This is a genomic window from Emticicia aquatilis, from assembly GCF_014644295.1.
Taxonomy (GTDB): domain Bacteria; phylum Bacteroidota; class Bacteroidia; order Cytophagales; family Spirosomataceae; genus Emticicia; species Emticicia aquatilis.
Window position 1 is genome coordinate 21698 of the sequence record NZ_BMKK01000012.1, and the last position, 24704, is coordinate 46401.

Genomic DNA, 24704 nt, shown 5'->3' on the forward strand with positions numbered 1-24704 from the left:
AAACAAAAAGAGCATTCTCTTTCGAGAATGCTCTTTTATATTTTCAGCTTAAAAAAGATTAAGCGATGATTTCTGTTACTTGACCAGCACCTACAGTACGTCCACCTTCACGAATCGCAAAACGAAGACCTTTATCCATAGCAATTGCACTGATTAATTTAACTTCAATAGTGATGTTATCACCTGGCATTACCATCTCTACTCCTGCTGGTAACGTGATTTCTCCTGTTACGTCAGTTGTACGGAAGTAGAATTGAGGACGGTATTTGTTAAAGAATGGAGTGTGACGTCCACCTTCTTCTTTGCTCAATACGTAAACCTCAGCTTTGAAGTGAGCGTGTGGTTTTACTGAACCTGGCTTACAAATAACCATACCACGTTTGATATCTGATTTCTCAATACCACGAAGCAATAAACCTACGTTATCACCAGCTTCTCCACGATCAAGGATTTTACGGAACATCTCAACACCAGTTACAACTGATTTCAAGTTTTCAGCACCCATACCTAAGATTTCAACTGGCTCAGAAGAGTTGATTACACCTGTTTCGATACGACCAGTAGCAACTGTTCCACGACCTGTGATTGAGAATACGTCTTCAACTGGCATCAAGAATGGTTTGTCAGTTGCACGTGGAGGAAGTGGAATAAATGTATCCACAGCTTCCATTAACTCATCTATTTTCGCAACCCAAGTAGGCTCGCCGTTCAAGCCACCAAGAGCTGAACCTTGAATTACTGGGATATTATCGCCATCATATTTATAGAATGACAATAATTCACGGATTTCCATTTCTACTAACTCTAATAACTCTGGGTCATCAACCATATCCACTTTATTCATGAATACAACTAATTGAGGTACACCTACTTGGCGAGCCAAAAGGATGTGCTCACGAGTTTGTGGCATCGGACCGTCAGTTGCAGCAACTACAAGAATAGCACCGTCCATTTGAGCAGCACCAGTTACCATGTTCTTAACGTAGTCAGCGTGACCAGGACAGTCAACGTGTGCATAGTGACGGTTGGCTGTTGCATATTCTACGTGAGCTGTATTGATAGTAATACCACGCTCTTTTTCTTCAGGAGCATTATCGATTGACGAGAAATCTCTTTTCTCTGCCAAACCTTTTTCTGCAAGTACTTTCGTGATGGCAGCCGTCAAAGTAGTCTTACCGTGGTCAACGTGACCGATGGTACCGATATTTACGTGAGGCTTACTACGGTCAAAATTCTCTTTTGCCATGATTGATAAAGTCTATTATTATTGTTCTTATATACTTAATTTAAACTAATGCTAATATAAATATGAAACTTAAAGCTTTAAGTTTCATCGTTTAGGAAGTCTCCTTATTATGAATAAGAAAGAAAAGAGCCTTTGAGCAGGATTGAACTGCCGACCTCTTCCTTACCAAGGAAGTGCTCTACCACTGAGCTACAAAGGCTTTTCAGTGAGCAGCTACGAGCAAAACAGCAATCAATCGAAGATTAACAACTGTCAATTGTTAACTGTTTACTTACTAAGAGCGGGAGACGGGTCTCGAACCCGCCACCTATAGCTTGGAAGGCTATCGCTCTACCAAATGAGCTACTCCCGCTTGAAATTCATTAAATTAAAGAGTGGGGGCGGATGGATTCGAACCACCGTAAGCGTAAGCTAGCAGATTTACAGTCTGCCCCATTTGGCCACTCTGGTACACCCCCTTTTACTATTTCTATACCCTTTTCAGAAACTTCGTTGTTTACTTTGTCGCTGAATTGGAGTGCAAAATTATATCCTTTTTTTATTTTGTCAAATAGTTAGCCACTTTTTTTTTCATTTTTTTTCAAATAATATTTTTCACCTCATATCTACTCTACCATGTTCAACGTGCCAACTTTCTGAGTTTCAGATGTTTACGTATGAGTAAATATTATGTTTTTATAGGTTTTTTATCAAAAAACTTAGCAAACGGTAGCAAAAAAGGTACTTTTTTTTGTGCTTATGGCATAGGCTTTGCAATTATACCCTAACGAATTGCTTAGTACTATTAAAATTTGTTTTCCTTATAAAGATTTTATTCTGCTGGATTATAAAATCTAAAAACCTCTATAATTTATGAAACAAGCACCATTATATGAAAAGTATAAGAGTAAACTTTTGTACTTGATTGTTGGTTGTTGTATTCTTTTAGTCCCAGAAACTTTTGCTCAAATTTCAGGAACTGTATTTAAAGATTTCAATAATGATGGCAACCAAACACCACCGTATGAACTCGGTATGCGTAATATTACGGTTAGCGTATATAAAGCGTCGACACCGACTGTAGTAAAGCAAACAGATATTAATGGCAATTATAGTTTTACTGCCCAAGAAGTACCTGCTGGCTCAATGGTTAGGATTGAATTCACTGGTCTTGGGGCTCATAGCGATGGCAAAAGAGCAGGATATAGTAATACTAATGTTCAATTTCTAACCGTCCCGACTGGAGGAGCAAGCAATGTTAATTTGGGAATTCTGACAATTAATGATTACTGTCAACCAGATGGGACTTTAATTTATACTCCTTGCTATGTTAGTGGTAATGCTTTAGGTGGTGGCTCAGCAGGAGATGACGATGCTCTCGTTTCTCTTCCTTATTATGCAACTGGTGTGGGTGGAACTACTGGGCCAATGCCCGTGCATATAGCTAAAGCTTCGGAAGTTGGCTCTCTTTGGGGAATGGACTATCAAGCTCGTGGTAAAACTGTTTTAACGAGTGCTATTACCAGACGGCACGTTGGACTCGGGCCATTGGGAACGGGTGGGATTTATAAATTTGATGCAGTAACAAATGCTTTAGGTCAACTCATTGATGTAAAAACATTGGGTATTGATACTGGCCCTGACCCACATACAGATTTACCAGCTGATAAGCTCCTTACAAGCCAAGATGCTGCCAGTGTAGCTGCAGCAGGAAAAGTAGGAATTGGCGGAATTGCTCTTTCGGGTGATGAAAAAACATTATACATGGTTAACCTTTACGACCGTAAGCTTTATAGTTTTTTTGTGGGAGTGCCTGCAAAAACACCAAGTATTACTTCGGTAAAATCGTATAGTATACCAAATCCTTGTCCTAACGGTGATTATAGGCCTTGGGGCGTAAAAGAATACCAAGGAAACTTCTATTTAGGGGTTGTATGTACGAACGAGACTTCACAAGATTCTACCACTTTATCTGGTACAATTTACAAGTTTAATCCTAAAACGGGGGAGTTTTCAGTTTTATACCAATTCCCACTTACTTATAAAAGAGGACAAGCTGATGCAACTGAAGCTTGTCAAAACATCAGATATTGGCGTCCATGGAGTAATACATTCCCTGTTGCCTGTTCATCTTTTTTTGATGCCGAATACGGTAAATTTGTAGGCTCGGCAATTAATCCACAACCTATTATTTCAGATGTAGAATTCGATACTGACGGGAGTATGATTATTGGTCTAATGGATAGATTTGGTCTTATTACTGGCTTTAAAGCAATGGCACCTGTTGATGATGGCAAATTGTATGATGGTTTTGTGAGTGGAGATATTCTTAGAGTTTATAACAATAATGGTGTTTACGAGATGGAAAATAATGGTCAAGCCGGTCCATTGACTGGAAGTGGGGTAAATAACGATGAAGGTTTTGGCGGTGGTGAGTTTTATGGCAGAGATTATTGGAAGTTTTTTGACAAACCAGCTCACAGTGAAATTACAAACGGAGGCTTAATGCTAATGCCTGGAACTGGCGAAGTATTGGCATCAGCCATGGACCCTGTTGATGAAGTCTTTCATGCAGGCGGTTTTCATATTTACGATAATAAAGATGGCTCATTACTAAGAAGTTTTGCGGTATATGCAGGTAAAAAGGGCACACTTGGTAAATCAGGTGGCGTGGGAGATATGAAAGCTGCCTGTGGGGTGTCGTTTATTGAATTAGGCAATCGTATTTGGATTGATAGTAACAAAAACGGAGTTCAAGACCCTGATGAGAAAGGGGTTGGAGGTGTAGAAATCACACTACATGATATGGAAAAAGGTGGCGTGCAAGTAGGAAGTACCGTTACTTCTTCTAATGGTGAGTATAGTTTTAATAACTCGAACGTTACGGACACTGTTAAGTATGAACACAAATATCAGATTCGTGTTAATATGGCTCAAAATGGTGTTAAAACCAAAGAATTAATAGATGTAGCACCAGGTGGTAATACTTTGCCTCCTGACGAAGAAGAAACACCTGAAAGAATGCGAGATTCGGATGCAAAATGGGTGCAAGAAATACCCAACGCACCAGTAAATAAAGCTCGCCTTTCTAATGCCGCTGATTTGGCGGGCTATGCCATTATTGACTTTCAAACAGGGGCAACAACACTTTCTAACCATAGTTTAGATATTGGTCTGACAGGGTGTACACCACCTACTGGTGTTGTTGCTTCAAGTAACTCACCCGTGGTTGAAGGAACTGTTATCAATTTTACGGCATCAAGTACAGGTGGTACCGCTTATTCATGGACAGGACCAAATGGATTTAACTCGACAACACAAAATCCGAGTATAGCTTCGGCCACTTTAGCAGCCAGCGGAACTTATTCGGTTACGATTCTATCTTCAGGAACTTGTACGGCTACCGCTACTACGGCTGTAATTGTTACGCCGACTTGTACGCCACCTACTTTAATTACAGCATCGAGCAATTCGCCTGTCAATCAAGGAAGTACTATCAATTTTACGGCATCAAGTACTGGCGGAACAAAATATAATTGGACTGGACCAAACGGGTTTTCTTCAACAACGCAAAACCCAAGCATTGCATCGGCTGCTTTAACAACGAGTGGAACTTATACGGTTACGATTCTATCTTCGGGGACTTGTACGGCTACCGCTACTACCGCTATAGTTGTTACACCAACTTGTACACCGCCTACTTTAGTCACGGCATCGAGTAATTCACCTGTAGTTGAAGGGAATCCCATTAATTTTACAGTAACCAGTACTGGAGGCACAGCTTATGCTTGGACAGGACCAAATGGATTCACTTCGACTATTCAAAATCCAAGTATTTCGTCAGCGACTTTAGCAGCCAGTGGCACTTATAATTTGATAATTCTATCAAGCGGAACTTGCTTAGTAACTGTCACTACGGCCGTGATTGTTACACCAACTTGTACGCCACCTACTTTGGTTACGGCTTCGAGTAACTCTCCTGTTAATCAAGGGAGTGCGATTAACTTTACTGCTTCAAGTACGGGTGGGACAAAATATAATTGGACTGGACCGAATGGATTTACTTCAACAGCACAAAATCCGAGCATTGCCTCTGCTACTTTAGCCGCAAATGGCACATATACTTTAACAGTACTCTCATCAGGAACTTGTACGGCTACTGCCACGACAACGGTTAATGTCATTGTACCTAATATCTGTACGCCTCCTGCTTTGGTTACGGCTTCGAGTAATTCACCCGTCAACCAAGGAAGTACGATTAACTTTACAGCTTCAAGTACAGGTGGTACTGTGTATAATTGGACTGGACCGAATGGATTTACTTCAACATTACAGAATCCGAGTATTACGTCAGCATCTTCATCAAATGAGGGTATTTATACCCTATCAGTTATTTCGTCGGGAACATGTTCTGCGACTGCTACTACGAATATTATCATTTCAGTAGGGCTTTGTACGCCACCTACTTTGGTTACAGCTTCGAGTAATTCGCCTGTCAATCAAGGAAGTGCGATTAACTTTACAGCCTCAAGTACTGGCGGAACAAAATATACTTGGAGTGGGCCAAATGGTTTTAGTTCAACACTTCAAAATCCAACCATAAACTCGGCTCCTTTGGCTGCCAGCGGCACTTACACGCTCATAGTACTTTCGACAGGTACTTGTACGGCCACAGCCACCACTCAGGTGCTTGTGACCCCAACTTGTACGCCACCGACGTTGGTTACTGCATCAAGCAATATTAATATCGAAGATGGAGGTACTATTAATCTAAAATTAACAGTGGTTGGGGCAACGTCGTTTTCTTGGAGTGGACCAAACGGATTTACTTCAAATTTACAAAATCCGAGCATTAGTCCTGCTACTTACATCAGGACAGGGACATATACAGTTACGGCAAAATCAAGCAATAATTGTACGACAACCGCCTCCGTCTTTGTAATGGTTCTACCCCCTTGTTCGCTTGCTTGTGTACCAATTAAGGTCAGAAAAATAAAATAAAAAAAGGCTATCCGAATGTGATTCGGATAGCCTTTTTACTAAATTTTCTTACAGAAATATTTTATAATCTAAGTCCGATACTCCATGCTTGTAAGCCTTTAGCATTAGTTTGTTCGGCTTTAAATATTGGATTCAAGTCATATCTCACAAATAAAGTAGCACCTTTTCGTTTACCAAGTTCAGCAGTAAGACCGTATCTAAAATCTTCTAAACCATAGCTTCCTTTGATTTTTTCTTTCTTTCCTCCTTCGTATTTTAGTTTACTGTATCCACCTATTCGGTAGCCAATGTATCCTCCCAAACCAATTCTAAATTTAGCTTCTTCAAAACCAAAATTAAGCATCATCGGAAGATTCAACATCGGTACAACTAATTTGCTTTTCGATAATTTTTGTCCAAAATCTTTGAAAACTACTTGTTTACCAGACATTTCAACAACATTATTTTCTTGAAACATAAAATTATTCCAAGCTACTTCTGGACCGTAAGTAAGAGCTAAATCTACTTGTTTTCCGTTGATTAAAGTAATATTTCTTTGCAGTGAAAGTGCCACATATCTCGAACCCCACGTATCCAATTCAGAACCAGTCGTTGAGCTTTTTGTCCAGTTGTTTAGCCCTACATAAAGGCCCATGTCACTGCGTGAGAAGAATCTTCCCGAACCCGATTTTTTCTTCTTTGCTTCACGGTCATCGTCATCAGAGTCATCGTCTTGGTCTTCTTCTTTATAAACTCTATTTTCACGACTCCAATGGTCTTCTCTGTCATTGCGGAGTGTGTCACGAGCAATCATTTCTTTTGGAGCTCGTAAAACGATTTTAATATCTCGACCATCACGAGCAACCACCAAGATTGTGTCTTGCTTCGAGCCGTCCGTTCCTGCCAAAATGATTGCTTTTTTTCTTTCGAGAGAATCAACCCCTACGCTTTTCAAAACGTTTTCAAGGTCGAGTGTTTTCGGCAAATCGAAATCTCGCTTGCTTGAGGTATAGACAGTTACTCGTTTTTTTACACCTTTGTCGGTAAACTCAACGATGGTAGTATCTGATTTAAAATTGGCTTTTACTGATAAAGTGCTGATTATCAGCAATAAGGCTAAGTGCAGTTTTTTCATTGTTGTATTCTATTTTTTCGTCTAATACTGATAGTTCGGACAAACTTCTATTTATTCTTTGCGTTGTAATCTACTTACTTTTCGTTGTACGAAATCACGTACATCGGTGATGTCTTCTTTAATTACGCTATCATCCACACGAGCCAAAACATCTTTTACACCAAGTTTCTTCAAATCTACTTTTTCGCCGTATTTGAAGTGTTTGTATTCACCGTAAAGTTTAGCGATGAACGATTTTTCCTTTTCATCTTTTTCTTCGCCCAAACGTTTTGCATCAGCCAAAGAAGTATTAGAATCTTGACTGATTGAAGGAATCACCTCGGCTTCGGGAGCGGCTGGCTCAAGAACCACCACAACCGACTCACCAATATCCGTTTTGAAAATTCCTTGCGATGTTTGTTCGGCTGGTTTGGTTGTTTCGACTACTGGAGTTTCGAAAATTGGCGTTGTATTAGTAGCAACGCTTATTTCCTCTTCAGGCGAATCATCAACGATTTTATTCGGTACTGACTGAGTTATAGGGTTTAGGTTTGCAATAGTGTTTTTGGGCGTATTTATCACAACTGGCTGAAATTGTTTTTTAGTCGTTGGTAAGTTTTGCTTGGTTGTGTTTTCTGATGTTTGTTTTTTATTTTCAATTGATGCAATAGATTGATTATTAGCTACTTCTGACACACTCTCAACTGAATTTTTCTTTACAGTTGGTACATCATGAGATGGAGCATCGTGAGATGGAACATCCGCACTTGCAACTGTTGGACTAACAGATGTATCATTTTGAGTCAAAAATCCAACCGAAAGAGCAATAGCAATACCTGCCGCAGCGGCATAGTACGTCCAATTACGATTACCCAAGAAAAAGCCTACCTTCGGTTTTTGTTGTTTTTCTTGTAAACGTGCCTGAAACTTCTCAAAAGCTTTTTGAGAAGGCTCTTGTCGATGTTCTGCCAATTTTTTGGCAAAAAGGTCGTCAATCGGATGTTTTTTCATTTTTATTATTACGTTCATTTCTTTTCAAATTTAGTTCTTGGTTATCAGTTACTGGTTATTAGTTTTATTGCCAATAAAAAGTAGCTAATCAACGAGTAACCAAATTATCCAAAAGCTTTATTTTCTAATTTAACTAACTTCGCCTGCAACATTGCTCTTGCTCGGCTTAACTGCGATTTTGATGTACCTTCCGAAATCCCGAGCATTTCGCCGATTTCGATATGGTTGTAACCTTCGATGGCATACAGATTAAAAACTGTTCGGTAGCCAACTGGTAATTCTTCAATGAGTTTCATCAAATCCGATGCTTCGAGGTCGGTGCTGAATGATGATTCGTTGGGTTCTTCAATAGCATATTCGAGGTCAACGACAATCATTTTTTTGCTTCTGACATACATCAAGGCTTCGTTTACCATGATTTTACGAATCCATCCTTCAAAACTCCCTTGGAACGTAAACTGGTCGATTTTATCGAAAACCCGCATAAAACCATCAATCATCACATCTTCTGCTTCCATTTTATCACCCACGTAGCGAGTGCAGACCGCCAGCATTTTCGACGAGAACTTTTCGTAAAGTCGAGTCTGTGCTTTGGGGTCTTGCCGCTGTACGGCCTTTGCGAGGTCGTATTCGTTCGAGAAAAGTGATAAAAGTTTAGCCATAAAATCTTGTGTTCAATAGCAAGATGCAAAAACTTGTCGAGAGGGTTGCATGAAAATTGAGAATTAAGAATTGAGAATTAAGAATTAGGCTGTAAGTCACTAATTATCAATTACTTAGAAATACCCAATTCTTTGAGAATTTTCTTTTTACTTAAAGATTATATTTTTTTTCAGAAAATCTTTGGGAGTTTGGCACGAGTCTTGTACTTTTGCAATCCGATTCCTCGGCTTCGCTCGGAAACCAAAATTGTTTGAATGGTGAGTGAGCGTAGTCGAACTCAAAATATGGTCCTGTGGCCGAGTGGCTAGGCAGAGCTCTGCAAAAGCTTCTACAGCGGTTCGAATCCGCTCGGGACCTCAAAAAAATGCAAAAAGCACCTCAAAAGGGTGCTTTTTTGTATTATAAATCATCCATTTACCTTCATAGACCCGTCTCCTCAGGAGCTTCCTCAGTTGCTACTTCTGACGTAAATGTATCAAATGGTTGTCCATTGCTTCTGGCGGTCATACTTTTATCACAACTTTCCCATACAAAATCTTTTCCTTTATTCACAAATTTACCAGGGCTTGTCATCGGTTCGCCATTCAAGTAAATCTGATTTACTTGCGATACATTATAAAATCCATTGGCTATGATTGAATAATAATTTCCATCTGATAGCTGCACAAGTGCATGGAAAACCGTGCGGTCTTTGTTTTGCTCTTGCCCAATGCGTAGAGGCATTTTTTTTGCCGTTACGGGTTGTATATCACACGATTCTTTCAACACTAAGCCTTTCATTGAAGGAGTATTTTCGATGGCATTGACAATCATGGTTCGGTAAGCAAATTCGAGATGCTTTAACTCATAATAATCTTCTTTGATTGGCTCAAAAATAGCCTTGTATAAATCCTGCTTTTTCTTGTCGGTAGTAAAATACTTTGAATAAACATATCCCTCGTTATTATTGAACAAGAAGCTAAAAAATGGTGTATCGCTCACAATCACCTTATAATAACCCCCTTGTAGGTCGTTTGAATACAATTTTAACTCCGAGGTCGTTGGTACTTCCACATTATTTTTATCCATATTTTTGCCAAAGAGGTCGGCACTACCCAGAAATTTCCCATCTTTTTTTGATGAATCTCTGATAATCAGTTCATTACTTAAGGCATAGACAGTTCCGAGTTTTTGGTATTCATAAAATTCATAACCTACATAAGCTAACACTCCCAGCAACGCTATAAAGAAAACATTTCGAGTTGTGTGATTTGGTGCAACATAATTATCGGCCGAAACTGTTCTTGGTGGAGGCGTGGTAGTCGAGGGTGACGTTGGTTTGGGCGTACGCTCAACCTCAACACTGGGTCTCGGTGCTGGTTCAAGTGGCTTTTGCTCTACATTATAAGTAGGCGTCACACGCTCTATATCAACTTTGGGCGTTGACTCAGGATAATTTCGCTCCAAATTATACACATGAACTACGGGTTCTATTCTCGGTATTTCCTCAATTACATCTGGCGTTATGTATTCGGTATTTTTTCTGAGTTCTTCTTCACTTTTCAGTGCTGTAAAAGTTCTTTCTTCCGAACTTCCATCTAACGAAAACTTTTCATAAACCAATGAGAGATATTGACTAATCTGCTGATTATCAATTCTTTTCAGAGCATCCAATTTATCGCTCGAAAACCTAATCTGTGGATGTTTTCTTTCCAGGAATTTAAGAAATTCAATAAAGTTGTTTTGATTAATATTCGACATATCGTTACTCATTTGTTATAGGCTAATTCAGATAATTTATAAACCACATCGGTCGGTACGAAAGCGTATTTTATCTGCCCCGCTGTTTCGATTTTAAAACTTGCCTCGACTATATTTTTCTCATGTTTTATCGAAAACCTATCGTCGTCAGTTTCCAGCAGTCTTGGGTTATCGTTATAAAAATTTGTAATACTATTACCTTGATTACGCAGTTTAACTTGAAATCTATCATCATCTGCCATCGAAACCGTGGCATCATCTTCATAAACCAAATCAATGATTTTGGTCAGACTATCTACTCGAATCTTCACGATATTTCTCTCAGAAAGTTCATCGTTTTTTTCGGGTTTGCGTAATTCAAACGGTTTAGGCTTAATTGATAAATTCCAGACATAAATCCCCAATACAAGTATAATAATGCCCAAGAAGGCATAGATTTTTTGCATATTTTTCATCTATCTCATGTAATTTTTAAAGGATTCAGAATCAATAATTTGATTGATAATGGCTCGATAAACCGCCCATTCTTGGTTATCGGCTTCGTTGGCCGTAAAATAAACCACATAAAACTTATTCGGTTGACCAAAAGTTTGGGTTAAATCATTTTGCGAAATTATCAAAGCCAAACGCTTCGAATCGTTCTGTTTTCCTTCTTTAATTGTTCCAGTTTTGGCGTAGCAATAATAATTTCGGTAAACATTCGTGCCACCAAATAGACCTGATGCCGTTCCACCTCCGAGCAATACTTGTTTCATGCCTTCAAGTAGATTTTGTTGCATAAAATCTACAAAAGTTTCATTCTGCCAAGTGCTGTCAATTTTCCAAGTCGATTTTCCAAAATCACGGTTCGTGAGGTGCAGGCTATAATCTTTGTTTTGACTAATCATCTTGCCAAACATCTCGGTCATTTTCATTGGCGTCACGTTATACGGTGTTCCGCCCAAGGTTGGGTTTTTCAAACCATTGAAAAAATTGGTGAGTGCATTTGGGTGTTTTCGTTCGGCTTGAATAAAATACGATTGCTCAGGAAAACTCCATAAAAATCCGCCTACTTGTTGCTCTCGAAGTTTATCATAGACCACTGAATCGGCGTAATCTACCCTACCCTTACCTTTGATATTTCGGTCGGTTTTGTCAATATCCTCGACTATTAAGCCCAAATTTTTGTCGATTCCGAGAGCCAAAAGCGATTTTTCATTTCCGAAGTAGGTTTTTTCGTCTTTTGAGCTTCGAGGCCATGCTTTTTCTTTGAACGATTTCAAACGATAAGACACACCCGCAACTTCAAGTGCAGGAAACTGATTATTCGGGTCGCTTAAATTACTCGAAAGTGCATTTTCGATTTTGTACTGGTTGTTTTTCTTAAAATCGTCTCGGTGATATGACCCCAAAAACAACAATGCAGAATGATAAAAATTGCTCGATGTTTTAAGATAGTCAACGGGCTTAACTGTCCCAAAATGCTCACCATGTTCGTCTATCCAACCTTTTCTTTTTGGAAGCACATACCCTGCATATTGCCCAGCCGATTCGTTTGTATCACCGATTTGTAACGAAAATACACTCGCTTGAGCTGGCTGTAAAATCAAATTTTCCCAACCAGCATTGAGCTGGGATGCAACCGAAGCATAAACTAATGGCTTAATTGACGAACCTGGGCCGTAAGCCAAATGCAGCAAATTGGTATTTCCCCATTGGTCACGCTCGTTTTTGTTATTGCTAAAGAAAAAATACTTTTGGTTCATTTCTTCAATCGCAAGGGCATTGTTAGGGTCGATTAATTTTCTGTTTTTCACATAATCTTGCATCAACCTAATTTTTCCATCACCATCGGCGGCCATTACGGCAAATTTGAAATTAGGCACATTCTTAAACTTATTGCGGAAACTATATAAAACCGTGTCATGTACTTGCTTATTCAGCTCATAATCGAGCGAAATAGTGGCGTTCGTTTTCAACAAAGTATCAACATTATAGGCCGATTTCAGAGCATTGCTGTAATTATACGCCCAAAATAATTTTTCGGCCATCGGATAAACCATACGTTGCTTGCCATTGACCCAATAATTACTCATAAAAGCATGATTATTGTTTTTTGAAAACGACACCAAGAAATGCTTTTTGTCTTCGGTCACTTGGGCGAGTTCGTCAATATCGAATTTATTCACAAATCCGCTAATATCTTGACTCAAAACTTCTTCTCTTTGGCTCGAAACAATATCAATGGTAGTGGTTTTGCGTTTGACTTCGTTCTGCAAATTGAGCAATACAATTGGCTCCGAAATACCCACAAACCAAGTAGCTGGCAATACCGCAACTTTAAGCGTACCACCCTCTGAACCCGCAAAAAACGGAAACTTTGTGGTATTGATTATTCGGTTATGAATCTTGAGTATCGGATAAACCGTCGAGTCGGCACTTTCTTGATACAGATTCCCTTTCCAAGCGGTTTTGTCTTGATAAGGCGGTAATTCAAGATACAAATGTTTGTTATAGACCGACTGATAAAGGTCGCTGTCGTAGCGAATATAAATCGGACTATCTTGCCTAAAAGCATAAGCAGGATTTTTACGCAGAATATCAAAAATACTCTGCGAATAAGTGTCCGAAGTATCGTACAAAGCCTTAAATTCATCAGATTTCACCAAAATCGACAGGATTTTTGATAAATCTTGCGGAATCATATTTTCTTTGTTCAATGCTCCATTATTGCTCGTTCGGAGCGTATCTTGAATATCATTGAATAAGCCATTGAGGTTTTTATTGATGGCGGTTTCGGTTTTGCTCAACGTAATCTGAAAGTTTTCTTCTCGCAGATTATTCGACCGACCGCTCACCAACAAAAACACCGCCACCGTTCCGAAAAATATACCATAACGAGTAAAATCGTAGGTCGGAGCAATGGTTTTGATTTTGCGTTCGATGGGCTGATTGAGCAACGGAATAAAAAACAGCGTCAGCGGCAACAGCAAACTCAGTTTACTGGTCAGACTCAAAAACGGAAAATCTTGACCAAAAAACACAAAGCGATTCGTAGAAGCCAACCACACAAAAAAGCCCAACGTAAAGACAAAAATCAAAGCGATGCTTCCACCGTAAGACTGCGGGGCAAACTGAGTTTTATTATTTGAATCTTGCTGATATAATTGGTAGCCCATCAGATGCACGAGCATCGGAATTGCCAAAAGCATGAGCAATAAATACACGATTAAAGAACCAAACTCAGCAATCACATAGCGTGGCAAAACCACATCACGAGTTTGAGTCGAATAATTGACCCCACGATTGAAATGTGGCTTAAAATCAATGCGTTTTGAATCGTTTTCGGTCTTATTGAGGTAACTATTGATAAACCATTGACCCTCGGCAGTTTCGATGATTTTTCGTTCTTTAAACGAACTATAATCACTTTCGGCAATCAAATCATCAATCGGCTGATAGATTAATGACGCTCGCTGTGCCACACTTTTGATTTGGTCGTCGATGATTTTATCAATAAAGTTTCTCGAAAACGGAATAACCAACACCAAAACTAAAGCCAAACCCATACCCAAAATTTTGTTCTGATTTTTCTTGGGCTTGGTCAAGTACAAATAAAGCGTTGAGCAAGCAATGACAATAATCAGAATGATATTTCGGTGAATTAAGAGCTTATGAAAGAGCGGTTTATAACCAATAAAAAGCAAATAAATGAACAACGAAAGAATGCCGTAAATCCAGTAATTGTTGGGTTGCCAAAACATCGACCAACGGCTACCCGATTGAGCAGAATAGGGTTTGCGGAGGAAACTAACGAAGATATTTTTGAGTAAAAGAAACAACAAAAACAACACGCCAAATCCTCTATCAAAAATGGCAAAAAACACAAAAGTGGCCAAAGTCAGGTAAAACTCTTGGTTTTCGGCCAAATAATTGAAAAACTTGTGCGTAAAACCTAAGATTTTATTACGGAAATACGGCTCGGTTTTCGGCTGAAAATCGGTTTGTTGGTTGATTCTTACGGAGAAAAATAAGTAAGAAACCAAAGGAATGAAAATACCAAAAATACGAACGATGAGGTCGAAATTGGCGATTTTTAGCAATAGTCCACAAACCAACAAAAGTCCGATATGGAAATACAAATATCGTTTTGGTTCGGCGTGATACTTTGCCAATAATTGCTCAAAAGCGGACTTTTTCCAACGATAAATATTCAGAAAAACGATGAATAAAGCTGGCACTAAAAACGTCAGCGGCACGGGAAGCGTGAAACTTCCGAGCGTAAAATCGAACTGAATGAGGGTATTTTCGAGTTCATATTTACTAATATTTTCGAGTGGTGGAAAAGTGGCTACTCGCCAAAGCAAAATAAAACGATAAGCCAACAGGGCATAGATAACCGTAAAAATAATCGGTTCGATGCGTTCGAGTTTTTGGCCAGCATTGAAAAGCAAAGTAAAAACCAACAGCAAAAATAGTATCGAAAGATACATTAGGTTGCTGTTGAGCGAGAAACCATTTGCCGAAAAATCTCGGATGTGAAAAAGCCATTCGTGGTTTTTATCTTGCGAACTAAGCGTAAAGTTTTTCTTGAAAACCGAAGCCTTTTGGTCATTTTGAAAATTATCAGTCATTTCGCCCGAAAAACCTACACCTGCTTGATTGATAGTGTAAATCATCGTTCCAGAAAAAAGATTCGACTGGGCATTTCGGAGGTTTTCGTGAAACAAAAAGCCTTCTTTCAACGACGAAGCATTGAGTAGCTGCGTGTAATGATTATTCAAAAACCGCACTTGCTTTGTGCCGATTTCAATCGCATCTTTCTGAGCCGATAAGTCAAAAAATTGTGAAAAATCGAATATTAAAGCAGCATTTTTAGTGCTATTCGGATACTTGTTTTTATCCATCGCACTAAAGAAATATTGTTTACGAATATTATAGAAACCAATAAAAAATCTACTATCGGCCTCAATCGTAGCTTTTGATTGTAGCGTAGGCGAAACCACCGAACCATCAACTGTTAAAGAATAGCCATTCTCAAAAAAATCATTCGTCGGGAAAAGCGTAAGGCTATTTTCTGTGTTCGGATTTTTCAGTAAATAAGCATCCCCGATATTTTGCAAGATACGCTCCAGCACTTGCTTCGACTGAGCTTTTTTCGACACAAAACCGTCGTTTTCAATCAAAATTGTGTATAATTTCTTACCTTTTTCGAGAGCAACATCGGTTACTTCGATTTCGTCTTCAAATGATGAACTGAGATTCAATTGCCTTAAAATACTTTTGGCATCGCAGCGAATCGTAAGACTATAAACGTTTCTGATTTGGTGTTTACCGAGTAGTCTTTTCCACAAAGGAGCTTCATCAACGGTTTTAATATTGGTGCAACGCACACTCACGCTATCATTGCTGATGGTAAAGTTATTATTGATGGATTTTCGGAAAATAGTATTGACGGGCGTAAATGCTTCATCAGCTGATTTTCTAACAAAAACAGGCTCGAAATAATGGTCGAAACTCAACTCAAAACCGCCATTATTGGTCTGTCTGGCTTTGAAAGTGCCGTTTTCGTTACTCCAAAGACCATCAACCGAAGGCTGACTGGCGTTGGTAGAAAGCGTAAGCGATTGATTGAAAGCCACCCCGATATTCGACACGGCATGATAATCAGCATTATTGAAATAGGGCTTCGACTCGCTGGGTTGCTGGTATTTTCGCAGGACATAAACTGATGCAAGGAATGTCAAAGTCAGCAGTGTTAGGCCCAGAAAAGTTGAGAAAAACTTGTAGGTTGCAAGGCGTTTAGCGTTGAGTTCTTGCTTGTTTAGACTCGGAAATCTTTTCTGAAATTCTGCTCCATCAATGATTCGCTCAGAACTGATGATTCCGAGAAAAAACAACAACGAAAACACAATAACGCCACACAAAAACAGCGAAAATAAATTCAGAAAAAAGTAAAGACCAACCACCAAACCAATCAACAGCAACGACAAAATTATAATTTTTGATTTGGTCATTTTGACGAATCGTTTTTAATGATATACCCATTGATATTCACATTTTTAAGCTCATTGACCTCGTACTGTTTCAGCACATCAATGATATGAAGCACCAATTTATTATCGGTGTTGGTCGTATTAGCCGAAAAATCAATGGTTTTGAGCAACGAATGCGTTTGTGGGTTTCGGAACTGTTGCAGATTAAGCATATCTTGCTCATTGCTCACGCCATTTTTGTGCTTCACATAACTCATAAAATGAAAAGCCAAAGGCAGCAGATTCTCAACGAGTTTTTGTTGGGTTTCTCGGTTGGCTGGGTAGTCGGTATCGTCTTTGAAATGCACGATAAACGGCCTAACGTATTCGTTCAGAATGGCAGTCAGATATTCTTTTTCTTGGCTGTTTTGCGTCTCAATTTCCTGCAAAGCTTTTTGGTGGCTTTGCTTGGTACTTTCCAATTCTCGGCTCAATTCTTCGTAATCTTTACCCAATTTTATCGAATCGAAGTATTTATTCAGCAAGGCATCAAGGGCTGACAAGTCGGAGTAGTTGCCTCTCATGCCCAACTCGCTTTTTATTTCATTAATCTTATCTTTTAGTGGGTCGTCACTGGTCGAAGTTGTTTTCTTTTTTGCCATGAGATATAAATAAGTTAGTAAACCGATTGTCAAAACCAAAATTCCGATGATTCCCCAGAGCATTTCTTTGGTAAAAAAACCGCTCGACGAAGCCACTGCCTCATCCGCAACAGCAATGGGCGAAATTACCAAAGAAGATTGATGATTGGGCAAACTATAAATACGATTTATTAAATGGTTAATTACGTCAGTGCCAAAACGTGGGTCGGGCGTGTAATACTTGGTTTTTAGGTCGGCTTCTTCGCAGCCCAACAAGCCATAAATACGATTACGGGCTTCTTGGCTGTTATCTTGCATTAAAAACAGCGTATCGTTTTTGATGGCTTTCCCAAAAAGAGAAACCGTGATACTATCTTCTTGGCTCGAAATAGTGAAAGTACAGCCATCTTTTAAATTGGAATTGACTTGTAGTTTAAGACCAACCGTGCGTTCGGAGAGATTTCCTGCATTGGCAATTTTGAGGGTATCGGCCAAGCACCAAGCTACCTTCGGTAAAACAAAAAGCAATACTGCAAGCGTGTATTTTAGCATATTTTGGGCAATTTTAAATGCGTTTGTATAATTTCAATAAGTCGTCAGAGTAATAAATTTCCCCTCCTTTTTTCAAGGAGGGGTGGCAAAATTCTGACAAAGTCGAATTTTGACGGGGTGGTTTGTTCCAAATTGAACACTTTTTAGCTTGTTCTGTGCAAAAAAACCACCCCGCCGACTGTCGTCAGGCACCCCTCCTTGAAAAAAGGAGCGACCGTCGCACGGGGGAAACCCCAACCTTGCGTAACTCCTATTAATATAGAAAAATGATATATCTATTTCTACAATTCTTTCACCCTCAATCAGGCAATAAACTAATCAAATTCAATAAATTTTCATCGGGTGCTGGCTGGTTTCCTTTCAAAGACTGAATATATTCAATATCTATTTTAGCAGGAAACAGCGACGGTATCAAATATTGCAACGTAACGGTGTCAATCTCAGAATTCTGTTCGAGTCCCGAATAACCTTTTATCTGATTGCTTTTTGAAATATTCCTGACATAAAAACCCTCTTTCGTAAAAATCAAATCGGGTGGGGTTTCAAGCCATTTTTTATCGTGGAAATTAGTATCGGCAACTGTATAAAGCGTATTTCCGATTAAAAATTTCAACGAATCTAAATCATTGATTCGATAGGAGTTTTTCGACTCGTCATAATTATCGTGCATATTGCTCAGACGCAGCAAGAAATCAAAAAACGCTGGCATTTTGGCCTTGGTTGGCGTTGGAGCTTTCTCTTGTTTGCGAGTAGAAATCTGAATCGGGAAACCAACTAATTCGGGATGCACGATGTAACCGCTGGCAAAAATCCCATCTAAACAAATGGCTTTTAGTTGGCTGGCTTCGGTTGGCATTTTTATCAAATTGCTCGAAAAACCCAAGTCTTTCGTCATTTTTTCTTTGAGTTTCTCCAAAAGCGGAGCAAATAAAAATCCTCGACCCGTCAATAAAATACCTTCACAATCAATTCCTTTTTCGATGTTTGTCACTACTCCTTTCATGTTTTCAACAATATTGGAAGTAATTACCTCACAAGCGTTTTCAACATAGCCGCCCCAATCATAAAAACCATCGACTTTCTGCAAGAGCAAATTGAGGTTGGCGATGGTGGCCGTAAATTCGTTATTAGCAAAAGTGCGGAGATTGACATCGCCACTTTGAGCGGCCGCATTCCACGCTCGTTCGACCGCCTCTTGGTTTTCGGGTGAACGCTTGCTATACTGAAATTTAAGCGATTCAATTTTCTCGAAAAGCTGATTCATTTGTCCTTTTTCGGCCTTTTCGAGCGATTCTAAGAAAAACGCCTTCGTAGCCGCAGGATTAAGCGAGTTTTTGAGAATAAAATGCAAAATCGACTCGAAGAAAGCGTAGCTTATCAGATTGCCCGCCCCCGCAAAACCATTGCGATACAAAGATTTGATTTTGCGTGAATTATTCGACCCCGTTTGGATAATCGAAAAATCGGTTGTGCCTTTGCCGCAATCAACGATAATGTAGTATTTATTGGCACTGATTTCGTTGAGTCCTTTGCTGAAATAGCCCAAAAATGCAGCATCACTTTCCGAAATCGTCACTACCTCCCAAGCCTTTATTTTGTGGGCGTAGGCGTGTTGCTGTAAATCCTTGAAAATCTCGTTGATAACCTCTTTTGTGTTGGCTACTTCGTGAATACTATAAATATTTGGCACCAAAACCGTAAAACGAATGAATGTATTTTCGCTTTCATCGTCAAGCACGTTGTGCAGGGTTGCCTCAATAAACGATTTCAGAATCGTAGAATACGCCTGATTTTTGAGGTCGTCTAAACTCAGCGAACGCACTTTGTCGTTGAGGATTGACTGGAAATCTATAAACTTCAAAATATCGCCGTGTTTGTGGGCCAATTTGAGGTTTGAAAGCTGATGAAAATTATTGGTCAGATTAGAATTGAGTTCGTTTTTCTGCACCAAAAACTTCAATTCATCTTCATTTTTGATAAACCTATCTTTTCTTTCGTGAAAATCATGCAGTTTTTTCTTCAAAAAGAAAATCGACTTGAGGAAGTCGGTGTTTTTCTCGAATTGAATAAAATTTTGGTCGTCTTCGGTGAGTCCTTTGAAATCCTTGACCAATTTAAACAAACTTTTAGAAGGACTTTTCTTGGTATATCGGCGGTTGATGTATTGATAATTGCTGACTTTCAGTTGCGATGCCTCCGACCCAAAATCAAGTCCGAAATGGTGGAAACAGCTTGCATGAGCTAAATGAAAATGTAGCCTATTTTGGTAGGTTTTGCCATTGCTTTCGTACGAAAAATGGCAGTTGATATAATCTTGCTGAATCGGTTCTTCGGGAATATGGTCGATGTAATGACCGATGATTTTAAAATCATTGGCATTATCAATGACCGAAAACTCAATATCGCCCAAGAGATAAGAATTTTGCTGAAAAGTAGTCTGAACAACCGTTGGCTGTGGTTTTGTTGGATTTTTCCAATCATCTTCTTCGTCGGTGTTAGCTTGAAACGCAGCGGGTTTGCTCGACGTCGATAAATGAATGTGTAATTGCGGAATTGTGGCATCAAACGACACATTCAACTGCAAATTGGCCAACAAAACATCACTTTCATTGGTCACGAGGGTCTGCATCAATTTGCTTTTATCAATCGAAAACAGCGTAAAAGCGTTGTTTTCTAAGGGTAATTCGATGATAAAAGACTCGTTACTTTCAGAAAATCTTCCTTTTAAATCAAGGTAATTGGTGCGGCGGTTGTTAATGGTAAGTGGAAGGATGTATTTCATAAAGTAATAGCTAAGAAAGGATTAATGCGTAAACAAATTTACTATTTATTCCAAAAAACTGATGCCAATACCAAAGATTTATTGGCTTTTGCATTAACGTAAGTATTGGGCGATTTATTTATATCTGAAAGATACTTTATTTGAGCTATTATGCCACCCAAAAGGTTTTGCGGAGAATAATTTTGCTAATCTCCGCAAATTATGCGGAGATTAGAGATTCTTGATTAATATTTACCTCTTCAAAATGGGCAAAAATTGCCAAATACTCACCCGATACCGCTCTGAGAGATATACAAGATTTGATAAAGAAAGAAGTACTACAAAAAGAAGCCGCTGGTGGTAGAAGTACTAATTATGAGTTGGTTGTGCCAGTTAATAAATAAAGGGGTGGAAATTAAAATATAGATTGGGGATTGAATATATTTGAGGGGGAAATAGTTAAAGTTAAAACAGCATACATTTTGCTATCTTTACCACCATAAATTCTCCTTAAAAAAAAGAAAATTTAATTATGCTATACACTGAATATAAACTTGCAGCAGAAAAACACATAAAAACTTGCCTTGGAATAGCACAGGCTATTGATAAACTTAATGCTCTTGATAATAGTGCATTATTAGTTTCTTCAAATAAACAAGCGACACTTCATAATATGTTTTATATGTGTGGTTATGTACTTGAATCTATTAGTACGTATAGTGTATACAAGCATTATGGTTGGAGACCTAATAGAAATGTAAAAACTACTGACCATCATTTTAGCTCAATTTGTAATTTTTCATTCTACCCATCTGATGGTTATCCTTATTATGTACACGAACATAAATTTCAAACAAATCAATTTGAAGTTTTAAAAGTACCTTTCGGCAATACAGGTGTACCCTTGATTGATAATTCTGTATCCGTAGACATTGATATACAAATTTTATTTAATATCTGGAAACCTGAAATAAGATACCATGAAGCTAATAGAAACTATCCATATTTACTCAACTCACATATTAATTTCAACGAAACTAATATTTTAAAATTCATCAATTTTACAAATCAAATTTATAATTCTCTCATACAAATAGTAGGTTAATATGATTAAAATACTCGAAATATCTCAACTAATTTCTTCTAAACTTGATTTATTAAAAAATAGTGTAATTGAAGATTATAGGATAATAGTTCGCCTTAACCTCGAACTCGATATTCTTATTATAACATCTGAAAAAAAAGTAATAGAGCAATTAAAGTCTGATTTCTCTAAATATAAAGTGACATTCAAACAAATACTCAAAGAAGATTTTGAAGAACACATGTATTTAAAAAACACTTTTCAAAGTAATGAAACGGTAAATCTTGGACTTAAATACAGATTTAACTCTTTGCTAAGTAAAAGTCCAAACAGTTTATTTAAGGTTCAAAAAAAACATTCTACACCAATATTAACATTCTATTCTTACAAAGGAGGAATGGGAAGAACAACAACACTTACATCTTATGCTTTAGACCTTGCAATCAATCATAACAAAAAGGTATGTATTATTGACTGTGATTTTGAGGCACCAGGCTATTTAAACTTTTTCAATCTTGGGAATAATGAGATTCTTAAATCTGGAACAAAAAATGGAATTGTTGAATACTTAACTGATTACAATTTTCAGAAAGATATAGATATAAATGATTACATTATCACATTAACCGAAAGTCATGAAAAAAGATTGAAAAATCTTTTTATTATTCCTGCTGGCAATCTTAGTGAAACCAGTATTGGTAATGATAACCAAAATTACACAACACATAGAGACCATTATTTAGAAGGACTTTCACGCATCGATTTAGCTAATGAGGCTAATATTATTAACGGTTTTGAATCCCTTTTTGAAAAAATAAACTCTACAATAAAACCTGACATTATATTAATTGACTCAAGAACTGGTTTTAATGATATTTTCGGGGTAACAGCACTTATACTTTCTGATTTAATTGTAGGTTTTTTTGGAAGTAGCGAACAAACAAAACCTGGTCTAAGATTTATACTTGATAGATTCTACGACCTTAAAATTAAATTTGAACGAAAAACAGAACTTATTTTAGTTAATTCTATTTTACCAGATAATGAAAAAATGAGTAATGATTTTCATTCATCCTTCATCAATGAAGTAGGGAAATACGTCGAATTCATTCAAGAGAAAAAATTAAATAAAGCAATAACAGAACAAGCTCAGCTACCTGCTTTTTATAAATTAACACGAAATAATATTTTAGAAAAAATCGGAATAAAAGAAGATGAAAGTTATGAGCAAGATTATATTGACCATATCAAGATAATAAGAGACAAATCTTTTGTAGATTATAATGTAATTTTTAACGCTATAAGTGAAAGTGATTCTGTAAATAAAATATTCGAAAAAATTATTGTTTCGAATCATGTAAAAACAATAGAACTCAAAAATACAATTTTAAGACGCCTCAAGCAGCTTTTGAGAAATGATGATGGTAAACCGAAGTTATTTGCTGAAGATGCTGAGGTTAAACCCGAAACTTTTTTTTATCGTGAACAAATGAATGAACTTTTTCAGCGAGAAAAATTTATCATTCAAGGTTTTAAAGGAACAGGAAAAACCTATCTGTATAAAGCCTTAGTAAACCCAAAACTTGATGAGGTAAAAAAAGAATTGTTAAGACGCTCAGAAATAAATACCAATTCTGACTATCGGTTTATTGATATTATTTCCTTAAAAGGTAAAGGCGAACCTAAATCTTTTGATTTTAAAAGAATCAAAACAAGTGAAATTAAAGAAAAAAGATACTATTTTACTAATTTTTGGTTGGTCTACACATGGAATTCTATTTTGTTGGATGCAAAAACTAAACTTAACTATAATCTAGATTCTGAGTTACAGTCTTATGTGCAAGCGATTAATCCTGATACAGATACAAAACGGAGATTTGAAGAGCTAATAAATAGTGAAGATAAAATTATCATTATAGAAAAGGAGCTTAAATTATTAGATGAATTTTTAGTAAATAATAAAATTAACTTAGTTGTTTTATATGACCAGCTTGATAATTTAATTGAACCCAATGAATGGGGAGATTCTGTTTCTCCTCTTATTGACTATTGGTGGGATAACCTTAATAGATTCAAGAACATTAGCCCTAAAATATTTATTAGAACGGACTTATATAGAAGATTAAAAGGAACAAATACAAGTCGCTTGGAAAGTAATAAAATTAAAATTGAATGGTCAAGAGAAGAGGTTTATTCATTCTTTTTCAAACTTATTTTCTCAAATACAGATTCGTATAATGCCTTGTTTGAAATAATGCAGAGAAGTAATAGATATGATGAAGTATTCATTAGTAATACAAAAAAATATCTTTCAAAGAATCAAAATCAATTAAACTTATATAGAAATGAGATTGAACCATTCATGACGATTTTCTTTGGTAAAGAGGTAAGAAGCAATACAGGTTCTTTAGGTAATACTTTTGATTGGTTCTATTTTAATTTAACAAATGCCGACCAAAAATCAATTAGTTTAAGACCATTTATCAATCTTGTGGATGGTTCAATTGACAAATCTTTACAAGACCCAGAAAAACATATCACACAGATAATAGACCAAAAATACTTTGCTACCAGAGAAAATCGAGACAATGCGGTAAAACAGCACTTTGATGATTTAGTGAGAGAGGATTTTAATAAAGATTTACAAATAATTTTCAACTTTTTAAAGGAAAAAGGAAACGCCTACAAGCAAATCTTTCTTTACAAAACTGAACTTTACGAACTTTTAGAGAAGATATTTGCGGAAAATGAAAAGCTATTAGATAGTAAATCTGTGGAAGAATTGAAAGAAATTCTTGTGTCCAACGGAATAATCCATGAAAATGTTAAACCAGACGAAAACATATTTTATTTTGCTCAACTATATAAGTATTGGCTTGGTTTACAAAGTAGAAAGTATGAATTCAAACAAGTTTTGCGTAAATCCTCGTATAGGAAATAATCTCTCTAAGGTAGGAATATTATTTCAAATGTTTATCC

At 37.5% G+C, this 24704-nt stretch carries 12 protein-coding genes, 4 tRNA genes and 1 pseudogene; 5 read left to right on the top strand and 12 right to left on the bottom strand.

Going from position 1 to position 24704, the window contains the following annotated elements; all coding sequences use genetic code 11:
• Positions 1 to 58: 58 nt before the first annotated feature.
• From tuf to IEX65_RS22725, 4 genes are all read right to left on the bottom strand, one after another.
• The gene (gene tuf / locus IEX65_RS22710) at positions 59 to 1246 is read right to left on the bottom strand and encodes an elongation factor Tu (protein WP_188769679.1); all 1188 of its coding nucleotides are present in this window, start codon (positions 1244 to 1246) and stop codon (positions 59 to 61) included.
• 127 nt (positions 1247 to 1373) lie between these two features.
• A tRNA-Thr gene (locus IEX65_RS22715) sits at positions 1374 to 1445 on the bottom strand.
• A gap of 80 nt (positions 1446 to 1525) precedes the next feature.
• Positions 1526 to 1598 (bottom strand) — tRNA-Gly (locus IEX65_RS22720).
• Between the two features lie 23 nt (positions 1599 to 1621).
• Positions 1622 to 1704: transfer RNA gene (locus IEX65_RS22725), tRNA-Tyr, on the bottom strand.
• A 394-nt stretch (positions 1705 to 2098) separates the two neighbouring features.
• Between IEX65_RS22725 and IEX65_RS22730 the strand changes: the two genes are divergently transcribed.
• Positions 2099 to 6226 carry an SdrD B-like domain-containing protein gene (locus IEX65_RS22730; RefSeq protein WP_188769681.1) on the top strand — a complete coding sequence of 1376 codons (4128 nt, stop codon included), beginning with the start codon at positions 2099 to 2101 and terminating at the stop codon, positions 6224 to 6226.
• A 61-nt stretch (positions 6227 to 6287) separates the two neighbouring features.
• Here IEX65_RS22730 and IEX65_RS22735 read toward each other — a convergent pair whose 3' ends face one another.
• From IEX65_RS22735 to IEX65_RS22745, 3 genes are all read right to left on the bottom strand, one after another.
• A complete protein-coding gene (locus tag IEX65_RS22735) occupies positions 6288 to 7340 on the bottom strand; it encodes a hypothetical protein (protein WP_188769683.1) in 1053 nt (350 codons plus the stop codon).
• 51 nt (positions 7341 to 7391) lie between these two features.
• Positions 7392 to 8348 (bottom strand): hypothetical protein, encoded by a 957-nt coding sequence (locus IEX65_RS22740; protein ID WP_188769686.1) that lies wholly within the window; start codon positions 8346 to 8348, stop codon positions 7392 to 7394.
• An 86-nt stretch (positions 8349 to 8434) separates the two neighbouring features.
• Positions 8435 to 8992: an RNA polymerase sigma factor gene (locus IEX65_RS22745; RefSeq protein ID WP_188769688.1), complete on the bottom strand. Its 558-nt coding sequence runs from the start codon at positions 8990 to 8992 to the stop codon at positions 8435 to 8437.
• A 287-nt stretch (positions 8993 to 9279) separates the two neighbouring features.
• Between IEX65_RS22745 and IEX65_RS22750 the strand changes: the two genes are divergently transcribed.
• Positions 9280 to 9350 (top strand) — tRNA-Cys (locus IEX65_RS22750).
• Positions 9351 to 9413: 63 nt separating this feature from the next.
• On the opposite strand, the gene IEX65_RS22755 is transcribed toward IEX65_RS22750, so the two are convergent.
• The 5 genes from IEX65_RS22755 to IEX65_RS22775 form a co-directional block, all read right to left on the bottom strand.
• The gene (locus tag IEX65_RS22755) at positions 9414 to 10733 is read right to left on the bottom strand and encodes a hypothetical protein (RefSeq protein ID WP_188769690.1); all 1320 of its coding nucleotides are present in this window, start codon (positions 10731 to 10733) and stop codon (positions 9414 to 9416) included.
• Positions 10734 to 10741: 8 nt separating this feature from the next.
• Entirely contained in the window at positions 10742 to 11179 is a 438-nt protein-coding gene (locus IEX65_RS22760) for a hypothetical protein (RefSeq protein WP_188769692.1), read from the bottom strand.
• Between the two features lie 9 nt (positions 11180 to 11188).
• Positions 11189 to 16729 (bottom strand): hypothetical protein, encoded by a 5541-nt coding sequence (locus IEX65_RS22765; protein WP_188769694.1) that lies wholly within the window; start codon positions 16727 to 16729, stop codon positions 11189 to 11191.
• Positions 16726 to 17880, bottom strand: coding sequence for a hypothetical protein (locus tag IEX65_RS22770; RefSeq protein ID WP_188769696.1), 1155 nt, complete (start codon positions 17878 to 17880; stop codon positions 16726 to 16728). Before IEX65_RS22770 ends, IEX65_RS22765 begins: the two co-directional genes overlap by 4 nt.
• Positions 17881 to 18178: 298 nt before the next feature.
• Positions 18179 to 20662, bottom strand: coding sequence for an Hsp70 family protein (locus IEX65_RS22775; RefSeq protein WP_188769697.1), 2484 nt, complete (start codon positions 20660 to 20662; stop codon positions 18179 to 18181).
• 233 nt (positions 20663 to 20895) lie between these two features.
• Between IEX65_RS22775 and IEX65_RS28275 the strand changes: the two are divergent.
• From IEX65_RS28275 to IEX65_RS22785, 3 genes and pseudogenes are all read left to right on the top strand, one after another.
• Positions 20896 to 21045 (top strand): annotated as a pseudogene (locus IEX65_RS28275) (DUF4172 domain-containing protein); the annotation flags it as partial.
• Between the two features lie 128 nt (positions 21046 to 21173).
• Positions 21174 to 21746 (top strand): hypothetical protein, encoded by a 573-nt coding sequence (locus tag IEX65_RS22780; protein WP_188769698.1) that lies wholly within the window; start codon positions 21174 to 21176, stop codon positions 21744 to 21746.
• Between the two features lies 1 nt (position 21747).
• The gene (locus IEX65_RS22785) at positions 21748 to 24666 is read left to right on the top strand and encodes a KGGVGR-motif variant AAA ATPase (protein ID WP_188769699.1); all 2919 of its coding nucleotides are present in this window, start codon (positions 21748 to 21750) and stop codon (positions 24664 to 24666) included.
• Positions 24667 to 24704: the final 38 nt, after the last annotated feature.